This window comes from Streptomyces camponoticapitis (assembly GCF_014646115.1).
Taxonomy (GTDB): domain Bacteria; phylum Actinomycetota; class Actinomycetes; order Streptomycetales; family Streptomycetaceae; genus Streptomyces; species Streptomyces camponoticapitis.
On the sequence record NZ_BMMV01000002.1, the window covers coordinates 235,491 to 254,247 of the forward strand.

The 18,757-nt window shown below is 71.5% G+C and carries 19 protein-coding genes and 2 pseudogenes; 14 read left to right on the forward strand and 7 right to left on the reverse strand.

Going from position 1 to position 18,757, the window contains the following annotated elements; translation table 11 throughout:
* The first annotated feature begins 26 nt into the window (after positions 1-26).
* From IEY79_RS03705 to IEY79_RS03720, 4 genes are all read left to right on the forward strand, one after another.
* Positions 27-1,019 (forward strand): LysR family transcriptional regulator, encoded by a 993-nt coding sequence (locus IEY79_RS03705; protein ID WP_189105815.1) that lies wholly within the window; start codon positions 27-29, stop codon positions 1,017-1,019.
* Between the two features lie 143 nt (positions 1,020-1,162).
* Positions 1,163-2,539 (forward strand): carbohydrate-binding protein, encoded by a 1,377-nt coding sequence (locus IEY79_RS03710; protein ID WP_189105816.1) that lies wholly within the window; start codon positions 1,163-1,165, stop codon positions 2,537-2,539.
* A 67-nt stretch (positions 2,540-2,606) separates the two neighbouring features.
* Positions 2,607-3,053, forward strand: a complete 447-nt coding sequence (locus tag IEY79_RS03715; RefSeq protein WP_189105817.1) for a hypothetical protein — start codon at positions 2,607-2,609, stop codon at positions 3,051-3,053.
* Positions 3,054-3,268: 215 nt separating this feature from the next.
* Positions 3,269-3,898, forward strand: a complete 630-nt coding sequence (locus tag IEY79_RS03720) for a DUF6629 family protein (protein ID WP_189105818.1) — start codon at positions 3,269-3,271, stop codon at positions 3,896-3,898.
* A gap of 12 nt (positions 3,899-3,910) precedes the next feature.
* Here the strand turns inward: IEY79_RS03720 and IEY79_RS03725 are convergent, their stop codons facing one another.
* Positions 3,911-4,675, reverse strand: a complete 765-nt coding sequence (locus IEY79_RS03725; RefSeq protein ID WP_189105819.1) for a class I SAM-dependent methyltransferase — start codon at positions 4,673-4,675, stop codon at positions 3,911-3,913.
* A gap of 325 nt (positions 4,676-5,000) precedes the next feature.
* Between IEY79_RS03725 and IEY79_RS03730 the strand changes: the two genes are divergently transcribed.
* Complete coding sequence (locus tag IEY79_RS03730) at positions 5,001-5,204, forward strand: cold-shock protein (RefSeq protein ID WP_023543681.1); 204 nt, start codon at positions 5,001-5,003, stop codon at positions 5,202-5,204.
* Positions 5,205-5,286: 82 nt separating this feature from the next.
* Here IEY79_RS03730 and IEY79_RS03735 read toward each other — a convergent pair whose 3' ends face one another.
* Positions 5,287-5,631, reverse strand: coding sequence for a PRC-barrel domain containing protein (locus tag IEY79_RS03735; RefSeq protein ID WP_229700600.1), 345 nt, complete (start codon positions 5,629-5,631; stop codon positions 5,287-5,289).
* 211 nt (positions 5,632-5,842) lie between these two features.
* On the opposite strand from IEY79_RS03735, the gene IEY79_RS37185 reads away from it, so the two are divergent.
* Positions 5,843-6,451: a hypothetical protein gene (locus IEY79_RS37185; RefSeq protein ID WP_229700601.1), complete on the forward strand. Its 609-nt coding sequence runs from the start codon at positions 5,843-5,845 to the stop codon at positions 6,449-6,451.
* 109 nt (positions 6,452-6,560) lie between these two features.
* Here IEY79_RS37185 and IEY79_RS37190 read toward each other — a convergent pair.
* Positions 6,561-6,974: pseudogene (locus tag IEY79_RS37190) on the reverse strand (enolase C-terminal domain-like protein); the annotation flags it as partial.
* A 187-nt stretch (positions 6,975-7,161) separates the two neighbouring features.
* On the opposite strand from IEY79_RS37190, the gene IEY79_RS03745 reads away from it, so the two are divergent.
* From IEY79_RS03745 to IEY79_RS03765, 5 genes and pseudogenes are all read left to right on the forward strand, one after another.
* Positions 7,162-7,485 (forward strand): L-rhamnose mutarotase, encoded by a 324-nt coding sequence (locus IEY79_RS03745; protein WP_189106029.1) that lies wholly within the window; start codon positions 7,162-7,164, stop codon positions 7,483-7,485.
* Between the two features lie 81 nt (positions 7,486-7,566).
* Entirely contained in the window at positions 7,567-8,280 is a 714-nt protein-coding gene (locus IEY79_RS03750) for a GntR family transcriptional regulator (RefSeq protein WP_229700602.1), read from the forward strand.
* A 110-nt stretch (positions 8,281-8,390) separates the two neighbouring features.
* Positions 8,391-8,567, forward strand: coding sequence for a CsbD family protein (locus tag IEY79_RS03755; protein ID WP_189105822.1), 177 nt, complete (start codon positions 8,391-8,393; stop codon positions 8,565-8,567).
* A gap of 87 nt (positions 8,568-8,654) precedes the next feature.
* A pseudogene (locus IEY79_RS03760) lies at positions 8,655-9,049 on the forward strand (phage holin family protein).
* Entirely contained in the window at positions 9,046-9,435 is a 390-nt protein-coding gene (locus IEY79_RS03765; RefSeq protein WP_189105823.1) for a DUF3618 domain-containing protein, read from the forward strand. The pseudogene IEY79_RS03760 and the gene IEY79_RS03765 overlap by 4 nt, the downstream one beginning before the upstream one ends.
* 153 nt (positions 9,436-9,588) lie before the next feature.
* Here the strand turns inward: IEY79_RS03765 and IEY79_RS03770 are convergent, their stop codons facing one another.
* Positions 9,589-10,017, reverse strand: a complete 429-nt coding sequence (locus IEY79_RS03770) for an SRPBCC family protein (RefSeq protein ID WP_189105824.1) — start codon at positions 10,015-10,017, stop codon at positions 9,589-9,591.
* A gap of 249 nt (positions 10,018-10,266) precedes the next feature.
* Between IEY79_RS03770 and IEY79_RS03775 the strand changes: the two genes are divergently transcribed.
* The 3 genes from IEY79_RS03775 to IEY79_RS03785 all read left to right on the forward strand — a co-directional run bounded on the left by IEY79_RS03775 (position 10,267) and on the right by IEY79_RS03785 (position 13,725).
* Positions 10,267-11,937: a glycoside hydrolase family 13 protein gene (locus tag IEY79_RS03775; RefSeq protein ID WP_229700603.1), complete on the forward strand. Its 1,671-nt coding sequence runs from the start codon at positions 10,267-10,269 to the stop codon at positions 11,935-11,937.
* A gap of 284 nt (positions 11,938-12,221) precedes the next feature.
* The gene (locus IEY79_RS03780; protein WP_189105825.1) at positions 12,222-13,181 is read left to right on the forward strand and encodes a PRC and DUF2382 domain-containing protein; all 960 of its coding nucleotides are present in this window, start codon (positions 12,222-12,224) and stop codon (positions 13,179-13,181) included.
* Between the two features lie 259 nt (positions 13,182-13,440).
* The gene (locus IEY79_RS03785; RefSeq protein ID WP_189105826.1) at positions 13,441-13,725 is read left to right on the forward strand and encodes a hypothetical protein; all 285 of its coding nucleotides are present in this window, start codon (positions 13,441-13,443) and stop codon (positions 13,723-13,725) included.
* Positions 13,726-13,808: 83 nt separating this feature from the next.
* Here the strand turns inward: IEY79_RS03785 and IEY79_RS03790 are convergent, their stop codons facing one another.
* The 3 genes from IEY79_RS03790 to IEY79_RS03800 form a co-directional block, all read right to left on the reverse strand.
* On the reverse strand, positions 13,809-14,747 hold the full coding sequence (locus tag IEY79_RS03790; protein WP_189105827.1) for a TauD/TfdA dioxygenase family protein: 939 nt from the start codon (positions 14,745-14,747) through the stop codon (positions 13,809-13,811).
* Between the two features lie 340 nt (positions 14,748-15,087).
* Positions 15,088-16,518 carry a rhamnulokinase gene (locus tag IEY79_RS03795; protein ID WP_189106032.1) on the reverse strand — a complete coding sequence of 477 codons (1,431 nt, stop codon included), beginning with the start codon at positions 16,516-16,518 and terminating at the stop codon, positions 15,088-15,090.
* 138 nt (positions 16,519-16,656) lie between these two features.
* Positions 16,657-18,714: a bifunctional aldolase/short-chain dehydrogenase gene (locus IEY79_RS03800; RefSeq protein WP_189105828.1), complete on the reverse strand. Its 2,058-nt coding sequence runs from the start codon at positions 18,712-18,714 to the stop codon at positions 16,657-16,659.
* Positions 18,715-18,757 lie beyond the last annotated feature (43 nt).

An 18,757-nucleotide genomic window follows, 5' to 3' on the forward strand; every position in this document is an offset into this window, starting at 1 on the left:
AACGGGCCGAAGTCCAAGCTCGCCTCATGGAGCTGGAGTTGCGGCATCTCAAGACGATCCGTGCCATAGCCGACGCGGGCAGCCTCACCAAGGCCGCGTCCGTGCTGGGCCTCGCCCAGCCGGCCCTCAGCGCGCAGTTGAAGCGGATCGAAAGCGCCCTGGGCGGGCGGCTGTTCGAGCGTGGACGGCAGGGCGTACGTACGACACCCCTCGGTGAGCTCGTGCTGGCCCGCGCCCGGATCGTGCTGCCCGCGGTCACCGAACTCCAGCAGGACGCCGTCCGGTTCGCCCGCACCCCGGAGGAGACCCGCCGCTTCCGTCTCGGCGGCACCCACGGCCCCCTTCTCGGCGGGCTCGTGGACCGGCTCGTCACCGCCCACCCGGGCATCCCCGTCACCACGTACACCTCCTGGTCCGAACGGGAGATCGCCGCGTCGGTCGCCGAAGGGCGGATCGACTACGCCCTGATCGGCTCCTGCGGAGCGAGCCGCCCACCCGCGGGCGAGCGGCTGGAGTGGCGCGAAATCGCCAGCGACCCCGTCTTCGTGATGCTCGCCGCCGCCCACCCGCTGGCAGGCCGCCAGGAAATCGGCCTCGCCGAGCTCGCCGACGAGGCGTGGGCCGACGTACCGGGCGACGGCTGTTTCGCCGACTGCTTCACCGCCGCCTGCGCCCGCGCCGGCTTCACCCCCACCAGCGTGTACGAGACGGACACCGCCTCCTGCGTCCATCTCGTCCAGGTCGGCCGCGCTGTCGGACTCTGCCGCGCCACCTTCCCCAACACCGCCGGACTGGTGACCAGACCCCTGGCCGGCACCCCGCTCAGCTGGCGGCACCTGCTCGGCTGGCACCCGGCCTCGCGGGCGGCCGACAGCGTGCCCGCCGTCTTCGAGCAGGCACGCGCCGCGCACGCGGAGGCCGCGGCACGCAGCGAGAGCTACGCCGACTGGCTCGACGGCGGGCACGGCCCCCTCGCCTCGCTGCCGCCCGGCAGCCTCCACGCCGGGCGGCCGTCGTAGAGACACGGCCGGGGACCCGGGGCGTCATCCATAACGCCAGGCAGAGGGAGAACTGGCATCTTATGAACGGCGGTTGACCACTCCTACGGTTTCGGTGCTTCCCCGCCCGCACCTCCACCTCACCGAAACCGAGGAGACTCCCCATGCTCCACAGACACGCCGCGAGCGCGTGCGCCGCGCTCGCGGCCGTCGGCGCACTCCTGCTGGCCGGCCTGCCGGGCACGGCGTCCGCCACGACCACCAGGTCCGCCGCCACCCCCCGCCCGGCGGCCGACACCCTGGCCGCCGCCGAGGCTTCCCCCGCCCTGCTGTCGGCGATGCGGCGCGACCTCGGCCTCACCCAGGCGCAGGCCCGCCACCGGCTGGCCAACGAGGCGGAGGCCGGCGCGACCGCCGGCCGGCTCGGACTCGAACTCGGCGAGGCGTACGCCGGTGCCTGGGTCCAGGGCGCCGAATCCGCCCGGCTCACGGTCGCCACGACCGACCCCGCCGACGTCCCGGCCATCGAGGCCGCCGGCGCCGTCGCCACCGTCGTACCGCACCCCCTCGCCGCACTCGAATCGGCGATGAGAACTCTCGACCGGGCCGCCGCCCGGACCGGGGCGGCCGACGCACCCGTCCGGTACGTCGACGTCCCCACGAACGCCGTCGTCGTCCAGGCCGTCCGGCCCGCCGCCGCACACGACCTCATCCGCGCCGCCGGGATCGACCGCGACCTCGTCCGCGTCGAGACATCGGCCGACCGGCCGCGCGCGCTCCACGACATCCGGGGCGGCGACGCGTACTACATGAACGGCGGCGGACGCTGCTCCGTCGGCTTCGCCGTCACCAGGGGAACCCAGCAGGGCTTCGCCACCGCGGGCCACTGCGGCCGCCCCGGCACCACGACCAGCGGCTACAACCAGGTCGCACAGGGGTCCTTCCAGGCCTCCACCTTCCCCGGCCGGGACACCGCCTGGGTCGCCACCAACACGAGCTGGACAGCCACCCCGTACGTCAAGGGCCAAGGCGGCGCCAACGTCCAGGTCACCGGGTCCACCCAGGCACCGGTCGGCGCGTCGGTCTGCCGGTCCGGCTCCACCACCGGCTGGCACTGCGGCGTCGTCCAGCAGCACAACACCAGCGTCACCTACCCCGAAGGCACCATCTCCGGCGTGACCCGCACCACCGTCTGCGCCGAACCGGGCGACTCCGGCGGGTCGTTCATCTCCGGCAGCCAGGCCCAGGGCGTCACCTCCGGCGGCTCCGGCAACTGCTCGTCCGGCGGCACGACCTTCTACCAGCCCATCAACCCGCTGCTTCAGGCGTACGCCCTGACTCTCAGGACCACCACAGGGCCCGGCGACCCGGGGGACCCCGGCGACCCCGGTGAGCCGGGCGGAACATGGGCGGCCGGCACCGTCTACGCGGCGGGTGCCCAGGTCACCTACGGTGGCGCCACCTACCGCTGCCTCCAGGCCCACCAGGCACAGCCCGGCTGGCAGCCCCCGAACGTCCCCGCGCTCTGGCAGCGCCTGTGAAGCGAGGCATCGCACCAATCGGTCGGGCCCGGTGTTTCAGCCCGCGTCGAGCGGCAACACGAACCTCATGACTGAGGACAGCGAAGCCAAAAGGAACGCGAACGGTACGGCGGCGAAGCTCGGCGCGAGCAAGGCCGCCGCCTCCAAGGCGCGGCAGACCAGCAGCAACGCCGCGAGCCGTGCCAAGACGGACTCGGCGGTCGCAGCCTCGAAGGCCAAGTCATCTGTGCGGGCCGCCGAGAAGTCCGCCGAAGCGGGTGTGCGGTCGGCCGGCGAGGCGACGAAGCGCGCGGCCACCGCCGGCTGGGAAAGCAGCCGGCAGGCCGTGGTGTCGACGGCGGGCAAGGCGGCCTCCACGGCCACCACCGCGTGGACGGTCGTCAAGCACCGCAAGGCGATCGCGGCGGGAGCCGCCGCCGGTGTCGTCGGCCTGGCCGGCGGGGCCTTCGCCCTCGGGCGGCAGACCGCCAAGCCGCGGGGCCGGCTCGCCAGGATGACCGGAGGCCGGATCTGACAGACCTCCGACAGACCCGACAGCTTCACCACGAAAGGACCGACGGACTGCCGTCGGTCCTTTCGTGCGTCTGTCCGTGTCTGTCCGCCCGGCAGTGACCCGGGGCCCCGGCCAAGGGCCGTGTCACCCGCTCGGGCGCTCCCCGAAACCGTACGATCAGACCCGTTATGCGGTGATCACACCATCACCGCCCCTTTCGGTCCCTGGATGGCACGATGTGCTGGAGCGCCACCGCCGACCTCACCGCGGGCGTCTGTATCAGCGTGATCGGTGCGGTCTGTGTCGCGCGCGTACGCCGGGCCCGCGATCTCCCGCTCGCCGCGCTGCCCCTGCTCCTGGGCGCCCATCAGATCGTCGAGGCCGTCGTATGGAACTCGGGCGGCGGCGCGGGGCCCGCCACCACCGCCTGGGCCGTCATCGCGATACCACTGCTGGCGCTCTGGATCCCGCTGGCCGTACTGGTGGCCTCGCCACCGGGGTCCCGCGGACGGCTGGCCCTGCCCATCGTCTCCGGTGCCGCCACCTCGGCCGCGCTCTCCTACTACCTGGCCACCCGCGAGGTGACGGCCGACATCCGCGGCCACACCATCGGATACGCCGTCCACCTGCCACAGCCGGAGATCGCCGTGGCCGGCTACCTCCTCGCGACGATCGGCGCCCTGCTGCTGGCCGCCGACCGGACGGTGCGGCTGCTCGGCGTCCTGGTCGCCGTCGGGGCGGTGATCTGCGCGGTGATCTGGCGGATGCAGTGGGTCTCGACCTGGTGCGCCTTCGCCGCGCTCGCCTCACTCGTCATGCTGGGCTGGGCCTGGCGGCGTACGGGAGCGCCCGGCCCGGCGGCCTGATGCCCCGGCCGGTCACGGCCGGTGCGCGACCACCAGGCGACAGCGCGGGCTTCCGTCCGGCAGCCGCCCCAGGCCGTCGAGCGCGACGAGATCCACCTCGAAGCCCGTACGCGTCAACTCGTCCACCACATCGGCGAGCCGGAAGGTGCGGTAGTACATGACGAACGGCGGATGCCACATCGCGTTGCGCGCCCGCATCGCCGCGTCGAAGCCCCAGAGCGTCCAGTACAGCCGCGAACCCACGCGCGGCGGCGCGGGCACCGGAAAGACGAAGGCGCCCCCGGGCCGCAGGACTTCACGCACCCGTGTGAAGAGCGCGGGACGCTCGGACGGCAGGAAGTGGCCGAACGCGCCGAAGCTCACGGCCACGTCGAAGGCGGCGCGGAAGGGGAGGGCACGGGCGTCGGCCCGTACGAAGTCGACGGCGGGCCCGCCGGAACCGTCCTCCCGCGAACCGCCCCCGCCCGCCCCGTCCTTGGGCAGCACGGCGGACCTGGCGGTGGCGAGCATGCCGGCGCTGAAGTCGACACCGGTGACCCGCTCGACGCACACCTCCCGCAGGACGTCCACACCGGCTCCGGTGCCGCAGCAGATGTCCAGCCCGGCGCGGAAGGGGCCGAGGTGCCCGAGGGCGTCGGCCACGGCGTCCAGCACGCGGTCCGGAGTACGGAAGGGGGTCAGGTCGAACTTCGGCGCGAGCAGGTCGTAGCCGCGCTCGGTCGACGAGAGCGCCTGCACGGTCAGTTCGCGGAGGGTCGGGCCCTGTGGGGTGAACATCACCTCTCACCCTACCGACAGATTCGACACGCGAGGCGGGGAGGGGACATTCACGGACGCTTCCCTCTCCCGGAGGACATAATGCGGCTCGCGGCGCGCTGTCACTGCCCTGTGCGGGTGTTGTCGGGCGTCACGCTTGATCGTTTCTGTGGTCTGGAAGCGAGGAGACGTGTAGCGTCAGTTTTAGCTGTCGTGGTTCCGAAGTACTTTGTCGCCCGTGATCACAGTCGCGGGCGATTCGGCTGTTCAACGTCTCTGAGGACCAGGGCGATCACCTCCGGTTCCCGCACGGTGCGGGGACCGTTATGAGTCCTTTGGAGGACACATGGCCAGCGGTACCGTCAAGTGGTTCAACTCGGAAAAAGGCTTCGGATTCATTGAGCAGGACGGTGGAGGCCCCGACGTCTTCGCCCACTACTCCAACATCGCCACCCAGGGCTTCCGTGAGCTCCAGGAGGGCCAGAAGGTGACCTTCGAGGTCACGCAGGGTCAGAAGGGCCCCCAGGCGGAGAACATCGTCCCCGCCTAGGACACCTCAGCCCAGGGACACGTCCGTGTGTCCGCCAGTGCCCCGGCAGCGTCCTGCCGGGGCACTGGTGCGTGGCGGGGTATCAGGAAGTGGTGACCAAAGAGGAGTAATAGGTGCTCAGACCACCGAGGTACACCGGGTCCCTGGTGTCGTGATCGCGCTCGAACACCGGAGCGCCCTTCACGGTCGACTTCGTACAGGCGACGCGAATCACCCGCGCGGCCGGATCGATCGAGGTCACCAGCCCCGCGGGAATGACGAGACTCTTTCCGAAGACCCACATCCCGGTGTCCACCACCAGGTGTTCGAACGGTGAGCCCTCGGACTGTCTGTCCACGCTGCCCACCGTCCCGTCGGTCGCATGGACGCTGTAACCGGTGAGGTCCATACCCGGCACATGGCCCGACTCGACAGCGAATACCCACATGTCACCCATCCCGGCCCTCACTCTCTTTTCGACTGTCGCGGCGGGATCACCGCTCGAAGTGCACTTGCCCCCCGCGCCCACCCAGCAACCACGCATGGTTCAGCAAGGTGTTACCTGACGGTCGGCTTCGGGATGGACACGCCGGCGGAAGTACCATCGCGGACAACCGGGGGACGCCACGCAGACGTCATCCAGAGGAAGTGAGCCATTCATGTCCGGCACCGCCGTCAACGAGTTCACGAGCGTCCAGTCACAGTACGAGGCCCAGGTCGCTGCCGACCTGGAGCGCAACGCGTCGGAGCGAAAACGCCTCCGCGGTGAGATCGACTCGCTTCAGGGCCAGTTGGAGAGGCTGGAGCGGGACCACTCCCTGCTGCTCGGCGTACAGCGGGTGTTCGCCGACGGCGCCGGGTCCGACGCCGCGCGGAGCCCGAAGGTGCCGGGACCGCGGACGGCGAAGCGCCCCGCGAAGGCATCGGCCGGCTCCGGCAAGGTGGGGAAGCGGGCCAAGGCCCCGGCCAAGGCCCCGGCCAAAGCCCGTGCCAAGGCATCCGGAGGCGCCGCGGCGGCCGAGAAGCAGCCCAGTCTCGCCCGGTTGGTGGGCACCCTGCTGGCCGCGCACGGCGAGCCGCGCTCGGCGGCGGAGCTCGCGGCCGAACTGGCCGCGGACCACCCGGCGCGCAACTCCAACGTCAACGTCGTACGGAACGCGCTGGAACAGCTCGTCGCCAAGTCCGAGGCCCACCGCACCAAGCAGCAGAAGTCCGTCTTCTACTCCCACGCGGTACGGGACCACGCCACGGCCCCGGCTGAGGACTGATCAGGCGACGCGCAGGTCCCCGATCGCGTCCTCGTCCCACTCGATCCCGAGCCCGGGCGACATCGGCCTGCACGATCCCCGCCGCACCCGCCGACAGATACTCCGCGAAGTGCCCCAGGCTGTAGATCGATTCGCCCACGGCGACGGGGGCAGTGGTCGAGCGGGCGAGCCGTACCTGGCCGGCGACGTCCTCGGCGGGCATCGGCTCCTCGAACCAGGCGATGTCGAGCGGCTCGAAGGTACGTGCCCGACGGATCGCCCCGGCCCCCGTCAGCGGCTTCACGCCACGCAGCCCGGCTGCCCGGGCCGCCTTGGCGTTCTCGACCAGTTCCCCGGCCGACAGATGGAGCCGGCCGCCCTCGGTGTCGTACACCGGCAGCCGCTTGTGCGCCCCGCCGGCCAGGCGCCACAGCGGTTCACCCGCGCGCAGACACCGCAGGTCCGACAGGGCCGTGGCGACGGCGGCCGGCGCGAGTGACGGCGACCGCCTTGACGAACCGGGGAGTGGTGGGGGAGCGGCCATGACGCCTCCAGAGACAGCCAGATTTCCTATAGGAAGTTAGAAGCGTCTTGAGGTTAGCCATGAGCCACGGCCGCACGTCAGCCACTGTGCGCCGGGAATTTGTTCCGTCCTGGGCTTCTCTGTCTGGGGTCGTTCCTATAGGTTCCCGCTGATGGTGGATTCCGCGGCGGACGGTGGTGGAGGGCTGATGCAGCGCATCGCACAGGTTATCAAGGTGCGGCCGGAGAAGCTGGAGGAGTACCGGGAACTTCACCGGGCGGTGCCCGAGCCCGTACTCGCCAGGCTGCGCGCCTGCCACATCGCCAACTACTCGATCCACCTGCTGGGTGACCGGCTCTTCAGCTACTTCGAGTACCACGGCGACGATCTGGCGGCCGATCTCGCGGCGATGGCCGCCGACGAGGCGACGCGGGAGTGGTGGAAGCTGACCGACCCCTGCCAGGAGCCGGTCCCCGAGGCGGGGCCGGACCAGTGGTGGACTCCGATGGAGCGGGTCTTCCTGATGGAGTAGGCACAACGGGCCCGGTGGCGGTCGAGTGAGTCCTATAGAATATGGAGGACTGCTCGGGCGCGGCATTGAGGAGACCTGACCTTGTCGGACACGACTTCGGGCCGGGCGGGGGGCACGGAGAACACCGGTGCCCCCGGGCCGCCGCGCCAGGTCCTCGCCGACGGCGTCTACGAGGCCGTCAAGGCGATGGTCATGGATCACGAGATCGAGCCGGGCGCCCGCGTCGGCATCGAATCCCTGTCCCGGACGCTTGAGGTGTCACCCACGCCCGTACGCGAGGCGCTGGCGCGGCTGGAGTCCGACGGGCTCGTCACGAAGCGCTCGCTCGCCGGCTATCGCGCCACCGAACTCCTCACTCCCCAGGGCCTTGAGGAACTGTTCGAGATGCGCCTGCTCCTGGAGCCGAGAGCGACCGCCCTGGCCGCGGTGAACGCGGACGAGCAGCAGCTCGACGCCATGGAGAATCTGGTGGAGGAGATGCGGGGCCGGCCGGGATCCGGCGAACGGTACGTCGCCTACCGCGAGTTCGCCGCCGCCGACCAGCGCTTCCACGACACGATCGCGCGGGCCGCGGGCCGTTCACTGCTGGCCGACGCGGTGGAGCGGCTGCACTCGCATCTGCATATCTTCCGGCTCAGCGGCATCCCGGGCGCCGGCCCGCTGACCCTCGCCGAGCACGACCGCGTCCTGCGCGCGATCCTGCGCCGAAACCCGGACCGCGCGGCGGAGGCGATGACGGAGCATCTGCGCCGCAGCCTGGAACGCCGGCGCACCCGCCGGGGCCCGGACGCCTGACGGCCCGGGCCGAGCGTAAAGGGCGGCGCCCGAGGGGTGTTTGGCCGCCGCGTCAAGGGTCACACGCATAGCGTCCATCCGATTCATCGGCACCAGAGGACGTGAGTGACATGACCAAGAAGAACTCGAAGACCGAGGCGAAGGTCGAGCACGCCAAGGGCAAGGTCAAGGAGACGACCGGGCGCGCGGTGGGCGACGAGCGGCTGGAGGCCGAAGGCCGCGTCGACCAGGCCAAGAGCGACGCGCGTATGGCCAAGGAGAAGGCCAAGGACACCTTCAAGCACTGACGCCCAGCCCGCCGGCCCACCGGCTCAGGGGATGTCCGTCCCCGCCCCGGTGGGCAGCCCGCCGATTTTCGTTGGAGGCGAACCACCGTGACCCAGCAGACCGAGAAGTCGGCGGCTGAGCTGGTGCAGCAGGCCTCGGAGCAGCTCTCCCAGCTCGTCAGGGAAGAACTCCGGCTCGCGACCGCCGAGATGAGGGAGAAGGGCAGAAGAGCCGGCCGCGGCGGCGGACTTTACGGAGGCGCCGCGCTCGTCGGCGTCCTCGCCCTCCAGGCGCTCGTGGCGACGGTCATCGCCGCGCTCGCCCTGGTGCTCCCGGTCTGGGCCTCCGCGCTGATCGTCACCGCGGTGCTCGCCATCACCGCCGCGGTGCTGGCGGGGCAGGGCCGCCGGGGACCCGTGAGGCCGCGCCGCTGACGCCGGAGCGGACCACGGAGAGCGTCAAGGCCGACATCAAGGAGATCAAGGAGAGGGCGCACCGATGAGCAAGAACTCGCACGGGCCCGAGGGGTCCGACGACAACACGGTGGCCGGAGCCAGGCACCGGGTCGAGGAAGCGCGTGAACGGCTCGGTGACTCGGTGGGGCAGCTCGCCGCCAAGGCCGATGTGAAAGGCCGTACGCAGGAGAAGGCCGCCGAGGTCCGCGACCAGGTCGTCGAGGTCGGTCAGCAGGTCAGGGACCAGATCAAGGAGCACACGCCGGAACGGGTGCGCGACGCGGCCACGAGGGCCGCGGTGACCGGCAAGGAGGTGGCCACCAAGGCCGCCGGGACCGGGCGCGCCAACCCCCGGCCGCTGCTGGTCGCCGGGGGAGTGGCGGTGGTCGTCCTCGCCGTCGCTCGGGCCCGTCGCAGGTCCCGCAGGTCCTGAGCCCGCCGACCCGCGCCGGACCGTACGACGGACCGGCCCTGGCGAAACGGCCCACGAGAGACCCGCGCGGGCCCCACACCGAAACACCGAAGCGTCCCGTCCGAGAAATCGGGCGGGACGCTTCGGTGTGTACGCTCGCTCCGTACGGCGGAGTCAGGGCAGCGCCGCCGCACTCTCGGCCATCTTCCGGAATTCCCCGAGGTCGTAGTTGGCCAGCGTCGAGTCCAGATTGGTGAGCGCGCCCAGGTGCTCCACGAACCCCTGCGGGTCGTACTCGATCTGGAGCGTCACCCGGCTCTCCGTGTCGCTGAGCCGGTGGAAGGTGACGACTCCCGCGTGGTGCACGCCCTCGGTGGTCCGCCAGGCGATGCGGTCCTCGGGGACGACCTCCGTGAGCTCCGCCACAAAGCTCTTGTCGGCGCCCGGCAGGGAGACCTGCCAGGCGAACAGGGAATCGTCGATGCGCTCCACATGCCTGACATGACTGAGAAAGGCGGGCCAGCGCTCGACGTCCTTCCACAGGGACCAGCTCACGGCGACGGGAGCCTTGATGTCGACGGCTTCGATCAGTGAGGACGGCATGGAATCTCCTCCGGTGTGACGGGACGACCAGGTCTGTCATCCGCTACCCGCCGGATCGGCTTTCACCGCCCGCGCCCTCACGTCCTTCGGACATCCCTTCCATAACCATTCGAAGATCCGTCCTTCAGCCTGCCGCGCGACGGTGACAGGCTGTCCCTCGTACGACGCACCACCCGTCGCAGGAACCACCTACGCATCAGGCACAACCCGCACCACAGGCCCGACCGAAGATGAGCACGAGAGGCACCCGTGATTCCGAACACCCTCGACACCCCCGGCGGCCGGCTGTCACAGCCCGCCCCGGACTGGTGGCGCGAAGCCGTCGTCTACCAGGTGTACGTCCCGAGCTTCGCCGACGCGGACGGCGACGGGATCGGCGATCTCCGCGGGATCACGGACCGGCTCGGCCACCTCGCCGGTCTCGGCGTCGACGCCCTGTGGCTCACCCCGTTCTACCCCTCGCCCTGGACCGACGCCGGCTACGACGTCTCCGACTACCGGGGCGTCGACCCGCGCCACGGCACCCTCGACGACTTCCGCGGCCTTGTGCGGCGGGCCCACGGCCTCGGCCTCAAGGTCATCGTCGACGTCGTGCCCAACCACTGCTCCGACCAGCACCCCTGGTTCGTGGAAGCACTCGCCTCACCGCCCGGCTCACCGGCGAGGGACCGCTTCATCTTCCGCGACGGGCGGGGCCCGGACGGGAGCCTGCCGCCCGCCGACTGGAAGTCGAAGTTCGGCGGCGGCGCCTGGACACGGGTCCCGGACGGCCAGTGGTACATGCATATCTTCTCCGCCGAGCAGCCCGACCTGAACTGGGAGAACCCCGACGTCCTCGCCGACTTCGAGGGCATCCTCCGCTTCTGGCTCGACCTCGGGGCGGACGGCTTCCGTATCGACGTGGCCCACGGTCTGCGCAAAGACCTCGTGGAACCCCTGCGGGACACGGGGGGACGTGACTCGGCCTCCCTGAACTCCCCGCCCGAAGGGGAGAACCACCCCTTCTGGGACCGCGACGAGGTACACGACATATACCGGGCCTGGCGCAAGATCATCGACTCCTACGCGCCTCCCCGGATCACCGTCGCCGAAGCGGGAGTCAGCGCGTCCCGGCTGCCCCTCTACACCCGCTCCGACGAACTCCACCAGGCGTTCAACTTCTTCCATCTGCGCTGTCCCTGGGACGCCGAGGAGTTCAGGAAGGTCATCGACACCTCCCTCACCGGCGCCCGCGCGGTCGGCACCCTGCCCACCTGGGTACTCTCCAACCACGACGTCGTACGGCACCGCACCCGCTACTCCCTTCCCCAGGGCATCGACTACCGCGCCTGGCTGTCCGGCGGCGGCACCGACCCCGCGCCGGACGACGCGCTCGGCCACCGGAGGGCCAGGGCCGCCGCGCTCCTGACCCTCGCCCTGCCGGGCAGCGCCTACCTCTACCAGGGCGAGGAACTCGGTCTCCCCGAGGTCTCCGACCTGCCCCTCGACGCGCTGCGCGACCCCATGTGGGAGCGGACCGGACGCACGACCAAGGGCCGCGACGGCTGCCGTATACCCATCCCGTGGACCCGCAGCGGCAGCAGCCACGGCTTCGGGCCCGGCGGGAGCTGGCTCCCGCAGCCGGAGGGCTGGGGCGACCACGCGGTGGAGGCCCAGACCGGGCGGCCCGACTCCTTCCTGGAGCTGTACCGCACGGCGCTGTCCGTACGCACCCGCTTCCGGGGCGACGAGTCGTTCGGCTGGCTGCCCGCGCGCGAGGGCGAACTGGCCTTCCGCAAGGGCCGGTTCGAATGCCGGATCAATCTCTCCGAACGCTCACTCCCGCTGCCGGACGGCGAGGTGCTGCTCGCCAGCGACAGCCTGGACGGAGATCTGATCGCCCCGGACACCGCCGTGTGGACAGCGGCGACGGGCGGCTGATCAATTCGTCGGTATCATCCGACTCCTTTCCGTCATCGCGCCCCTACAACGCGTGAGCATCGGCGGGCGCTCCCCTCGGGTGTCACCCGAATGGCTGAATCCGTCCGCCGATCTGCTCGGAGCCCAGCAGGGCGCCTCCGACGCCCCTTTGTCCCCCGGACGGGCCAGAGGGGCGATTTCCCTGGTTGCCGCCCGCCGTCAGCAGGTGCCGCATGGAAATACGCGAGTCAGCCGACGCGCGGGGATTCCGACCCCGCCGGCTCGCCGCCAAGGAGTGATCACTGATGGCAGCCGACGATGTCTTCCACCACGTGGGTGAACTCACAGGTCTGACGGCCTACGACGCCGACGGGGAGAAGATAGGCAGTGTCGAGCAGGCGTACCTCGACAACCAGACAGGGCGCGCCGAGTGGGTGACGGTCAAGACCGGCATGTTCGGCATGAAGGAGTCCTTCGTGCCGCTGGCCGGCGCAACCCGTGACGAGGGCGGTCTCCAGATCCCGCACGCCAAGGAACTGGTCAAGGACGCCCCTCGCATGGACGCCGACGAGCATCTCGACGTCGCACAGGAGCAAGAGCTGTACGACCACTACGGCGTCGCCCGTCCCAGCGAGCGCAGCGGGTCCTCGGGTATGAGCCCGGCACCCGGAACGGCAGCCACGGAAGGCAGGAGCGGGGAGGACACCATGAGCGGCGAAACCGAGGGCGCCGTCGGCCCGGACCGGACGGACGCCACGTCGCAGCCGGGCATGACCGACCGTACCGACGCCTCGGCCCAGGATGCCGGGACCACCGGTCGTACGGACGAGTCCAAGGCCGCCATGGCCGGTGCCACGGGTGGCGGCGACGACGAAATGGTGCGTTCGGAGGAGCGCCTCCGGGTCGGCACCGAGGAGCACGAGTCCGGCCGCGCGCGGCTCCGGAAGGTGGTCGTGACCGAGAACGTCACCACCACCGTGCCGGTCACCCACGAAGAGGTCCGTATCGTGCGCGAGCCCATCAAGCCGGGCGACGGGAAGATCGGCCGCTCGCCCATGGGCAACGCCGAGGCCGAGGTGATCCTGCACGCCGAGGAGGCGGTCGTCCGTAAGGAGGCCGTGCCGGTGGAGCGCGTACGCATGGAGACCGAGAAGGTCACCGAGCAGAAAGAGGTGTCGGCCGACGTCCGCAAGGAGCAGGTCGAGTTCGACGCCCCCGGGCATGACGACCGGGGCCGTGGCGGCGGTCGGGGCCCGAGCCACTGAGCGGCACACCCCAGGCCGTCCCAGCGGCTCGAAGAACCGCACAACCGCATGTCGGCGTGGGCCCACCGGTCTCCCGGGTGGACCCGCGCCGTGCCGCGTTCTCAGGGCCGCCCCGCGCTCCCGCCCGGCATGCTCCTGGCAGCATCGCGAATGAGCCCAGGTGGACGCGGTGACCGTGCGGACGGCCGGACGGGCTGTGTCAGGGGGGACTCGCCGCGATCGCTGGGCGGCGCCCGAGCCGCCCTGATAGGGAGGGTGCATGAGCGAAGAGACCCCGATCCCCCCTGTCCTGACCGTCATCGCCGCCAGCACCATCGAGCCGAACGTCGTCGGGGAGGGCGCCGCCGACCGGAACTCGTGGATGGTGATCGAGACGGCCGAGCAGGGCCAGCTCCTGCTCAATCTGCCGGGACCGCTGTACCGGGCGATGGAGCAGGCGCCCTTCCTGGCCGCCGACGAGGCCGGGCCCGGCCGCCTCGCCCTCACCGGACGCGAGATCGCCGCCTACCGCGAGCGCATCGCCGGGCTCACCGAGAAGCAGTAGCCGGCGGGACACCCCTGGCGGGCGGGCGGCGATCGGACGGCCGGATCAGGCGGCCGGGGTCGGCGATCGGACGGCCGGGCGTATCAGTACGGGCGGTCGCCCGCGATGGCCACCCGTTCGGCGACCCGCCGGTGCCTGCCGTAGTCGGCGACCGCGTAGTGCTGGGTGGCGCGGTTGTCCCAGAAGGCGATGTCGCCCGCCTGCCAGCGGAACCGGACCTGGTACTCCGGCACATGCGCCTGCTGGAACAGCAGCCGCAGCAGGCGGTCGCTCTCCTCCCGCGGGAGCCCCACGATCCTGGTGGTGAACGACGTGTTGACGAAGAGCATCCGCCGGCCCGTCTCGGGATGCGTCCGCACCACGGGGTGCTCCACCGGCGGGAAGGCGTCCTGGAACCGGGCCAGGCGCTCGGCGGGGTAGAACCGCGCGAAGCCCGGCACGAAGTCGTGAACGGCTCGCGCCCCGTCGATACGGTCCCTCACCTCGCGCGGCAGATTGTCGTACGCCACCGCCATGTCGGCCCACATGGTGTCGCCCCCGGCGGGCGGCACCTCACGCAGTTGCAGCACGGCGCCCATCGCCGGCCGCTCCCGGAACGTGACGTCCGTGTGCCACACGTTCTCGAAGGTCGGGACGGCCGTGCGGTCGAAGCGCGCCACGTCCTTGGCGTCCCCGGCCGCCGTCAGCAGCGGATTGGTCTCCAACTCGCCCCAGGCGAGGGCGAACGCCCGCTGCGCGCCGGCGGAGAGACGCTGCCCCCGGAAGAAGAGCACCTTCCACTCCAGCAGGGCGCGATTGAGCTCGTTCCGCAGGGCGGGCGACGGCGGAGACGACAGATCCAGGCCCCTGATCTCGGCGCCGATCGTCGCGGACTGCGGGACGAGCTCGAAGAGTCCGTACGGCCGGTCCTCCCAGCCCTCGGGAACGCGGCGCAGCTCCCGGTGCCCTTCGTACAGGCCGTCGGCGGGGATGTGAGGATCGCGGAGGGCGGGAACGGCGGATATGTCGGCAAAGGTGGTCACGAGGCTCCTCGGGAGTACGAACCGGTGGGGAGGGGAGACGGCCCGCACCGGCGCGTGGGCGCGGGCGGCGGGTCCGGCGAGGCAGCGGCCGTCAGGACCGTGACGGTACGGGCGAGGCGCTACCGGAGGTCAGCGACAGCGACAACAACAGGCGGGCGGGGATCCCACCCGGCCGCGGCGCAGCAGAAAGCTGAGGCCGCGAGGCGCGCACTCACCGCGGGGACCGCTGTGACGCGGCTCCACTGCACGGTAGTTCGAGTACGGGCCCATGGCAGGCACCGTACCCCAGCCGTTGTCCCGGCGACATAAGCGGAACGGGCGGTGGACTTCGACGGAAGGCTCAGCCGAGTCCGATCCGCGCCGCCGCCTCCGACCACGCCCGGGCGTCGCCGCGGGGCGCGTACCGGCGCAGCCGCTGGGTCCGCGCCACCAAGCGGCGCATGTCGGAGCGGTCTCCGACGAGGCCCCGGGTCCGGGCCTGGACGAGGACGTTGCCGAGCGCGGTGGCCTCGGCCGGGCCCGCGACCACCGGCAAGCCCGTTGCGTCCGAGGTCAGCTGGCAGAGCAGCTCGTTGCGGCTGCCACCGCCCACCAGGTGCACCACGCGGATGTCGGTGCCCGACAGTTCGGCCGCCGTGCGCAGCGTGGCGCGGTGGGCCAGCGCGAGGCTCTCCAGGATGCAACGGACCGTCGCAGCAGGGTCGGTGGGCGGTCGCTGGCCCGTGCGGACGCAGTACGCGGCGATACGCGCCGGCATGTCGCCCGGTGTGAGGAACGACGGGTCGTCCGGGTCGACCAGCGCGGCGAACGGTTGTGACCGGGCCGCCCCCGCCATCAGCGGCTCCAGGTCGGCCGGCAGCCCACGGTCCCCCCAGGTGCGCAGGCTCTCGGACAGCAGCCACAGCCCCATGACGTTGCGCAGGAATCGGTAACTGCCGTCCAGTCCGAGCTCGTTGGTGAAGTTCGCGGCCCGCGAGGCCTCCGTGACGACCGGCCCGGCCAGCTCCAGCCCGGCAAGTGACCACGTACCGCACGACACGTACGCGAAGCCCGGCCCGGTCGCGGGGACCGCGGCCACGGCCGAAGCCGTGTCGTGCGAGGCCACAGCCGTGACCGGCGTGGACTGCGGCAGCCCGGTCTCGGCCGCGACGTACGGCAGCAGCGTCCCCGCCGCGTCCCCCGGCCGCCGGATCGGCGGGAACAGGCTCCGGTCGATGCCCAGCCGGCCCATCAGCGCGTGCGACCAGTCACCCGCCCGCGCGTCGAACAGCCCCGTCGTGGACGCGTTCGTGGCCTCCGCGCCGACACTGCCCGTGAGCCAGTTCGTCAGCAGATCGGGGATCATCAACAGCGTTCTGGCCGCTGCCAGTTGAGCGCTTCCGGAGGCCGCCGCGAGCTGGAAGACCGTGTTGAACGGCAGATGCTGCAACCCGGTGATCCGGTACAGCTCCCCGGCCGGGACCGTCCTCCCGACCCGCTCACCGACACCTTCGGTACGGGTGTCCCGGTAGTGGTACGGATTGCCGAGCAGCTGCCCGTCCGCGTCCAGCAGCCCGTAGTCCACCGCCCAGCTGTCGATCCCGATCGAGGCGACGTCGCCGTACGTACGGGCCGCACGGCCGAGGCCGTCGAGCACCCCCTGGAAGAGCGAGAGCACGTCCCACCGCAGACCGCCCGGCAGCCGAACAGGCCGGTTCGGGAAGCGGTGCACCTCAGTCAGGTCGAGTGCGCCTAGATCGGACCGGCCCGGCCCGCCCACGCGCCCCGCCATCACCCGCCCGCTGGTGGCGCCGAGGTCGACGGCGACGAAGACCGGGGCGTCCGCGCCCCGTGAGGCGCCCGGCGTTGCTGCCGCCTGTGGTTCGGAGCCGTACGACACGGCGGTGCCCCCCAGCTTCCTCTCAGCGCCTCAACGCAGGAACGCCGCGGCGACACCCGCGTCGACGGGAATGTGCAGCCCGGTGGTGTGCGTGAGCTCGCCGCCGGTCAGGGCGAACACGGCGTTCGCCACATGCTCCGGCAGCACCTCTCGCTTGAGCAGCGTCCGCCGGGCGTAGAACTCGCCCAGCTCCTCCTCCGGCACCCCGTACACCGCCGCCCGCTGCGCCCCCCAGCCGGCCGCGAAGATCCCGGACCCGCGCACCACCCCGTCCGGGTTCACGCCGTTGACCCGGATCCCGTGCTCTCCCAACTCCGCCGCCAGCAGGCGTACTTGATGGGCCTGGTCGGCCTTGGTCGCCGAGTACGCGATGTTGTTGGGACCGGCGAACACCGCGTTCTTCGAGGTGATATAAACGATGTCCCCGCCGAGGCCCTGCCCGGTCATGACCCGCGCCGCCTCCCGCGAGACCAGGAACGAGCCGCGCGCCATGATGTCGTGCTGAAGGTCCCAGTCCCGGGCGGTCGTTTCGAGCAACGGCTTCGAGATCGAGATTCCGGCGTTGTTGACGACCAGGTCCACCCCGCCGAAGGCGAGCACCGCCTCGCGGAAGGCGGCGGCGATCGCGGCCTCGTCCGTCACGTCGACGGTGACCGCCAACGCCCGGTCCGCACCGCCCAGTTCAACGGCGACCTCCGCCGCGCTCCCCGCGTTCACATCGGCGACGACCACGCACGCGCCCTCGGCCGCCAGCCGGTGCGCGACCGCCTTCCCGATCCCGGACCCGCCGCCGGTCACCAGCGCGACCCGCGTCGCCAGCGGCTTCGGAGCCGGCATCCGCCGGAGTTTCGCCTCCTCCAGCGCCCAGTACTCGATACGGAACTTCTCCGCCTCGTCGATCGGCGCGTACGAGGAGACCGCCTCGGCGCCCCGCATCACATTGATCGCGTTGAGATAGAACTCCCCGGCGACCCGCGCCGTCTGCTTGTCCTTGCCGTACGAGAACATGCCCACGCCCGGCACCAGCACGATCGCCGGGTCGGCGCCCCGCATCGCCGGGGAGTCGGTGTCGGCGTGCCGGTCGTAGTAGGCGGCGTACTCCGCGCGGTACTCCTCGTGCAGGCGCCCGAAGCGGGCCGTCACCTCGTCGAGCGGCGCGGACGCCGGCAGATCGAGGACCAGCGGCCGGACCTTCGTACGGAGGAAGTGGTCCGGGCACGAGGTCCCGAGGGCCGCGAGACGCGGGTGCTCCGCGCGGGCCAGGAAGTCCAGCACCGGCGCGCTGTCGGTGAAGTGACCCACCTGGACCCGGTCCGTGGACGCCAGCCCGCGCAGCAGCGGGGCCAGCGCGGCGGCGCGGGCCCGCCGCTCGTCGTCGGGCAGCGGCCCGTATCCCTCCAGCAGCGGCCCGAACGGCTCCGGCCTACCGCGCTTCACGAGGAACCGCTCGGCCTCGCGGATGATGCTCAGCGAGTTCTCCTCGCACTCCCGCGACGTGTCGCCCCACGCGGTGATGCCGTGGCCGCCGAGCACACAGCCGATCGCCCGCGGGTTGGCCCGCTTCATCTCGGCGATGTCCAGGCCGAGTTGGAACCCGGGCCGGCGCCAGGGCACCCACACCACACGGTCGCCGAAGCACTCCGCCGTCAGGGCCTCGCCCTCCGCCGCGCAGGCGAGCGCGATGCCGGAGTCGGGGTGCAGATGATCGACGTGCGCGGCGTCCACCAGACCGTGCATGGCGGTGTCGATGGAGGGAGCCGCGCCCCCCTTGCCGTGCAGGCAGTAGTCGAAGGCGGCGACCATCTCGTCCTCGCGCTCCACGCCCGGGTACACCTCGGCGAGCGCGCGCAGCCGGTCGAGCCGGAGCACCGCCAGCCCCGGTTCGGTGAGCGTGCCCAGATCCCCGCCCGAGCCCTTGACCCACATCAGCTCCGTGTCGGCGCCGCTCACCGGATCAGGGGCCAGGCCCTTGGCGGAGGTGTTGCCGCCCGCGTAGTTGGTGTTGCGCGGGTCCGCGCCCAGGCGGTGGGAACGCGCCAGGAGTTCGGCGGCGGGGAGGGGCTGAGCGGCTCCGGGGGAGGGCGTCATCAAGAGGCTTCCTTCGATCCCTGATCGATGAATGAATCGATTC

What these genes read in the sequence shown, in the direction of transcription:
- IEY79_RS03715 (WP_189105817.1), top strand. Translation starts at nt 2,607, where the DNA reads ATGACTGAGGACAGCGAAGCCAAAAGGAACGCGAACGGTACGGCGGCG.
- IEY79_RS03730 (WP_023543681.1), top strand. Translation starts at nt 5,001, where the DNA reads ATGGCCAGCGGTACCGTCAAGTGGTTCAACTCGGAAAAAGGCTTCGGA.
- IEY79_RS03745 (WP_189106029.1), top strand. Translation starts at nt 7,162, where the DNA reads ATGCAGCGCATCGCACAGGTTATCAAGGTGCGGCCGGAGAAGCTGGAG.
- IEY79_RS03755 (WP_189105822.1), top strand. Translation starts at nt 8,391, where the DNA reads ATGACCAAGAAGAACTCGAAGACCGAGGCGAAGGTCGAGCACGCCAAG.
- IEY79_RS03770 (WP_189105824.1), bottom strand. Translation starts at nt 10,017, where the DNA reads ATGCCGTCCTCACTGATCGAAGCCGTCGACATCAAGGCTCCCGTCGCC.
- IEY79_RS37185 (WP_229700601.1), top strand. Translation starts at nt 5,843, where the DNA reads ATGTCCGGCACCGCCGTCAACGAGTTCACGAGCGTCCAGTCACAGTAC.
- IEY79_RS03780 (WP_189105825.1), top strand. Translation starts at nt 12,222, where the DNA reads ATGGCAGCCGACGATGTCTTCCACCACGTGGGTGAACTCACAGGTCTG.
- IEY79_RS03765 (WP_189105823.1), top strand. Translation starts at nt 9,046, where the DNA reads ATGAGCAAGAACTCGCACGGGCCCGAGGGGTCCGACGACAACACGGTG.
- IEY79_RS03795 (WP_189106032.1), bottom strand. Translation starts at nt 16,518, where the DNA reads ATGGCGGGGCGCGTGGGCGGGCCGGGCCGGTCCGATCTAGGCGCACTC.
- IEY79_RS03705 (WP_189105815.1), top strand. Translation starts at nt 27, where the DNA reads ATGGAGCTGGAGTTGCGGCATCTCAAGACGATCCGTGCCATAGCCGAC.
- IEY79_RS03785 (WP_189105826.1), top strand. Translation starts at nt 13,441, where the DNA reads ATGAGCGAAGAGACCCCGATCCCCCCTGTCCTGACCGTCATCGCCGCC.
- IEY79_RS03720 (WP_189105818.1), top strand. Translation starts at nt 3,269, where the DNA reads ATGTGCTGGAGCGCCACCGCCGACCTCACCGCGGGCGTCTGTATCAGC.
- IEY79_RS03800 (WP_189105828.1), bottom strand. Translation starts at nt 18,714, where the DNA reads ATGACGCCCTCCCCCGGAGCCGCTCAGCCCCTCCCCGCCGCCGAACTC.
- IEY79_RS03735 (WP_229700600.1), bottom strand. Translation starts at nt 5,631, where the DNA reads ATGTGGGTATTCGCTGTCGAGTCGGGCCATGTGCCGGGTATGGACCTC.
- IEY79_RS03710 (WP_189105816.1), top strand. Translation starts at nt 1,163, where the DNA reads ATGCTCCACAGACACGCCGCGAGCGCGTGCGCCGCGCTCGCGGCCGTC.
- IEY79_RS03725 (WP_189105819.1), bottom strand. Translation starts at nt 4,675, where the DNA reads ATGTTCACCCCACAGGGCCCGACCCTCCGCGAACTGACCGTGCAGGCG.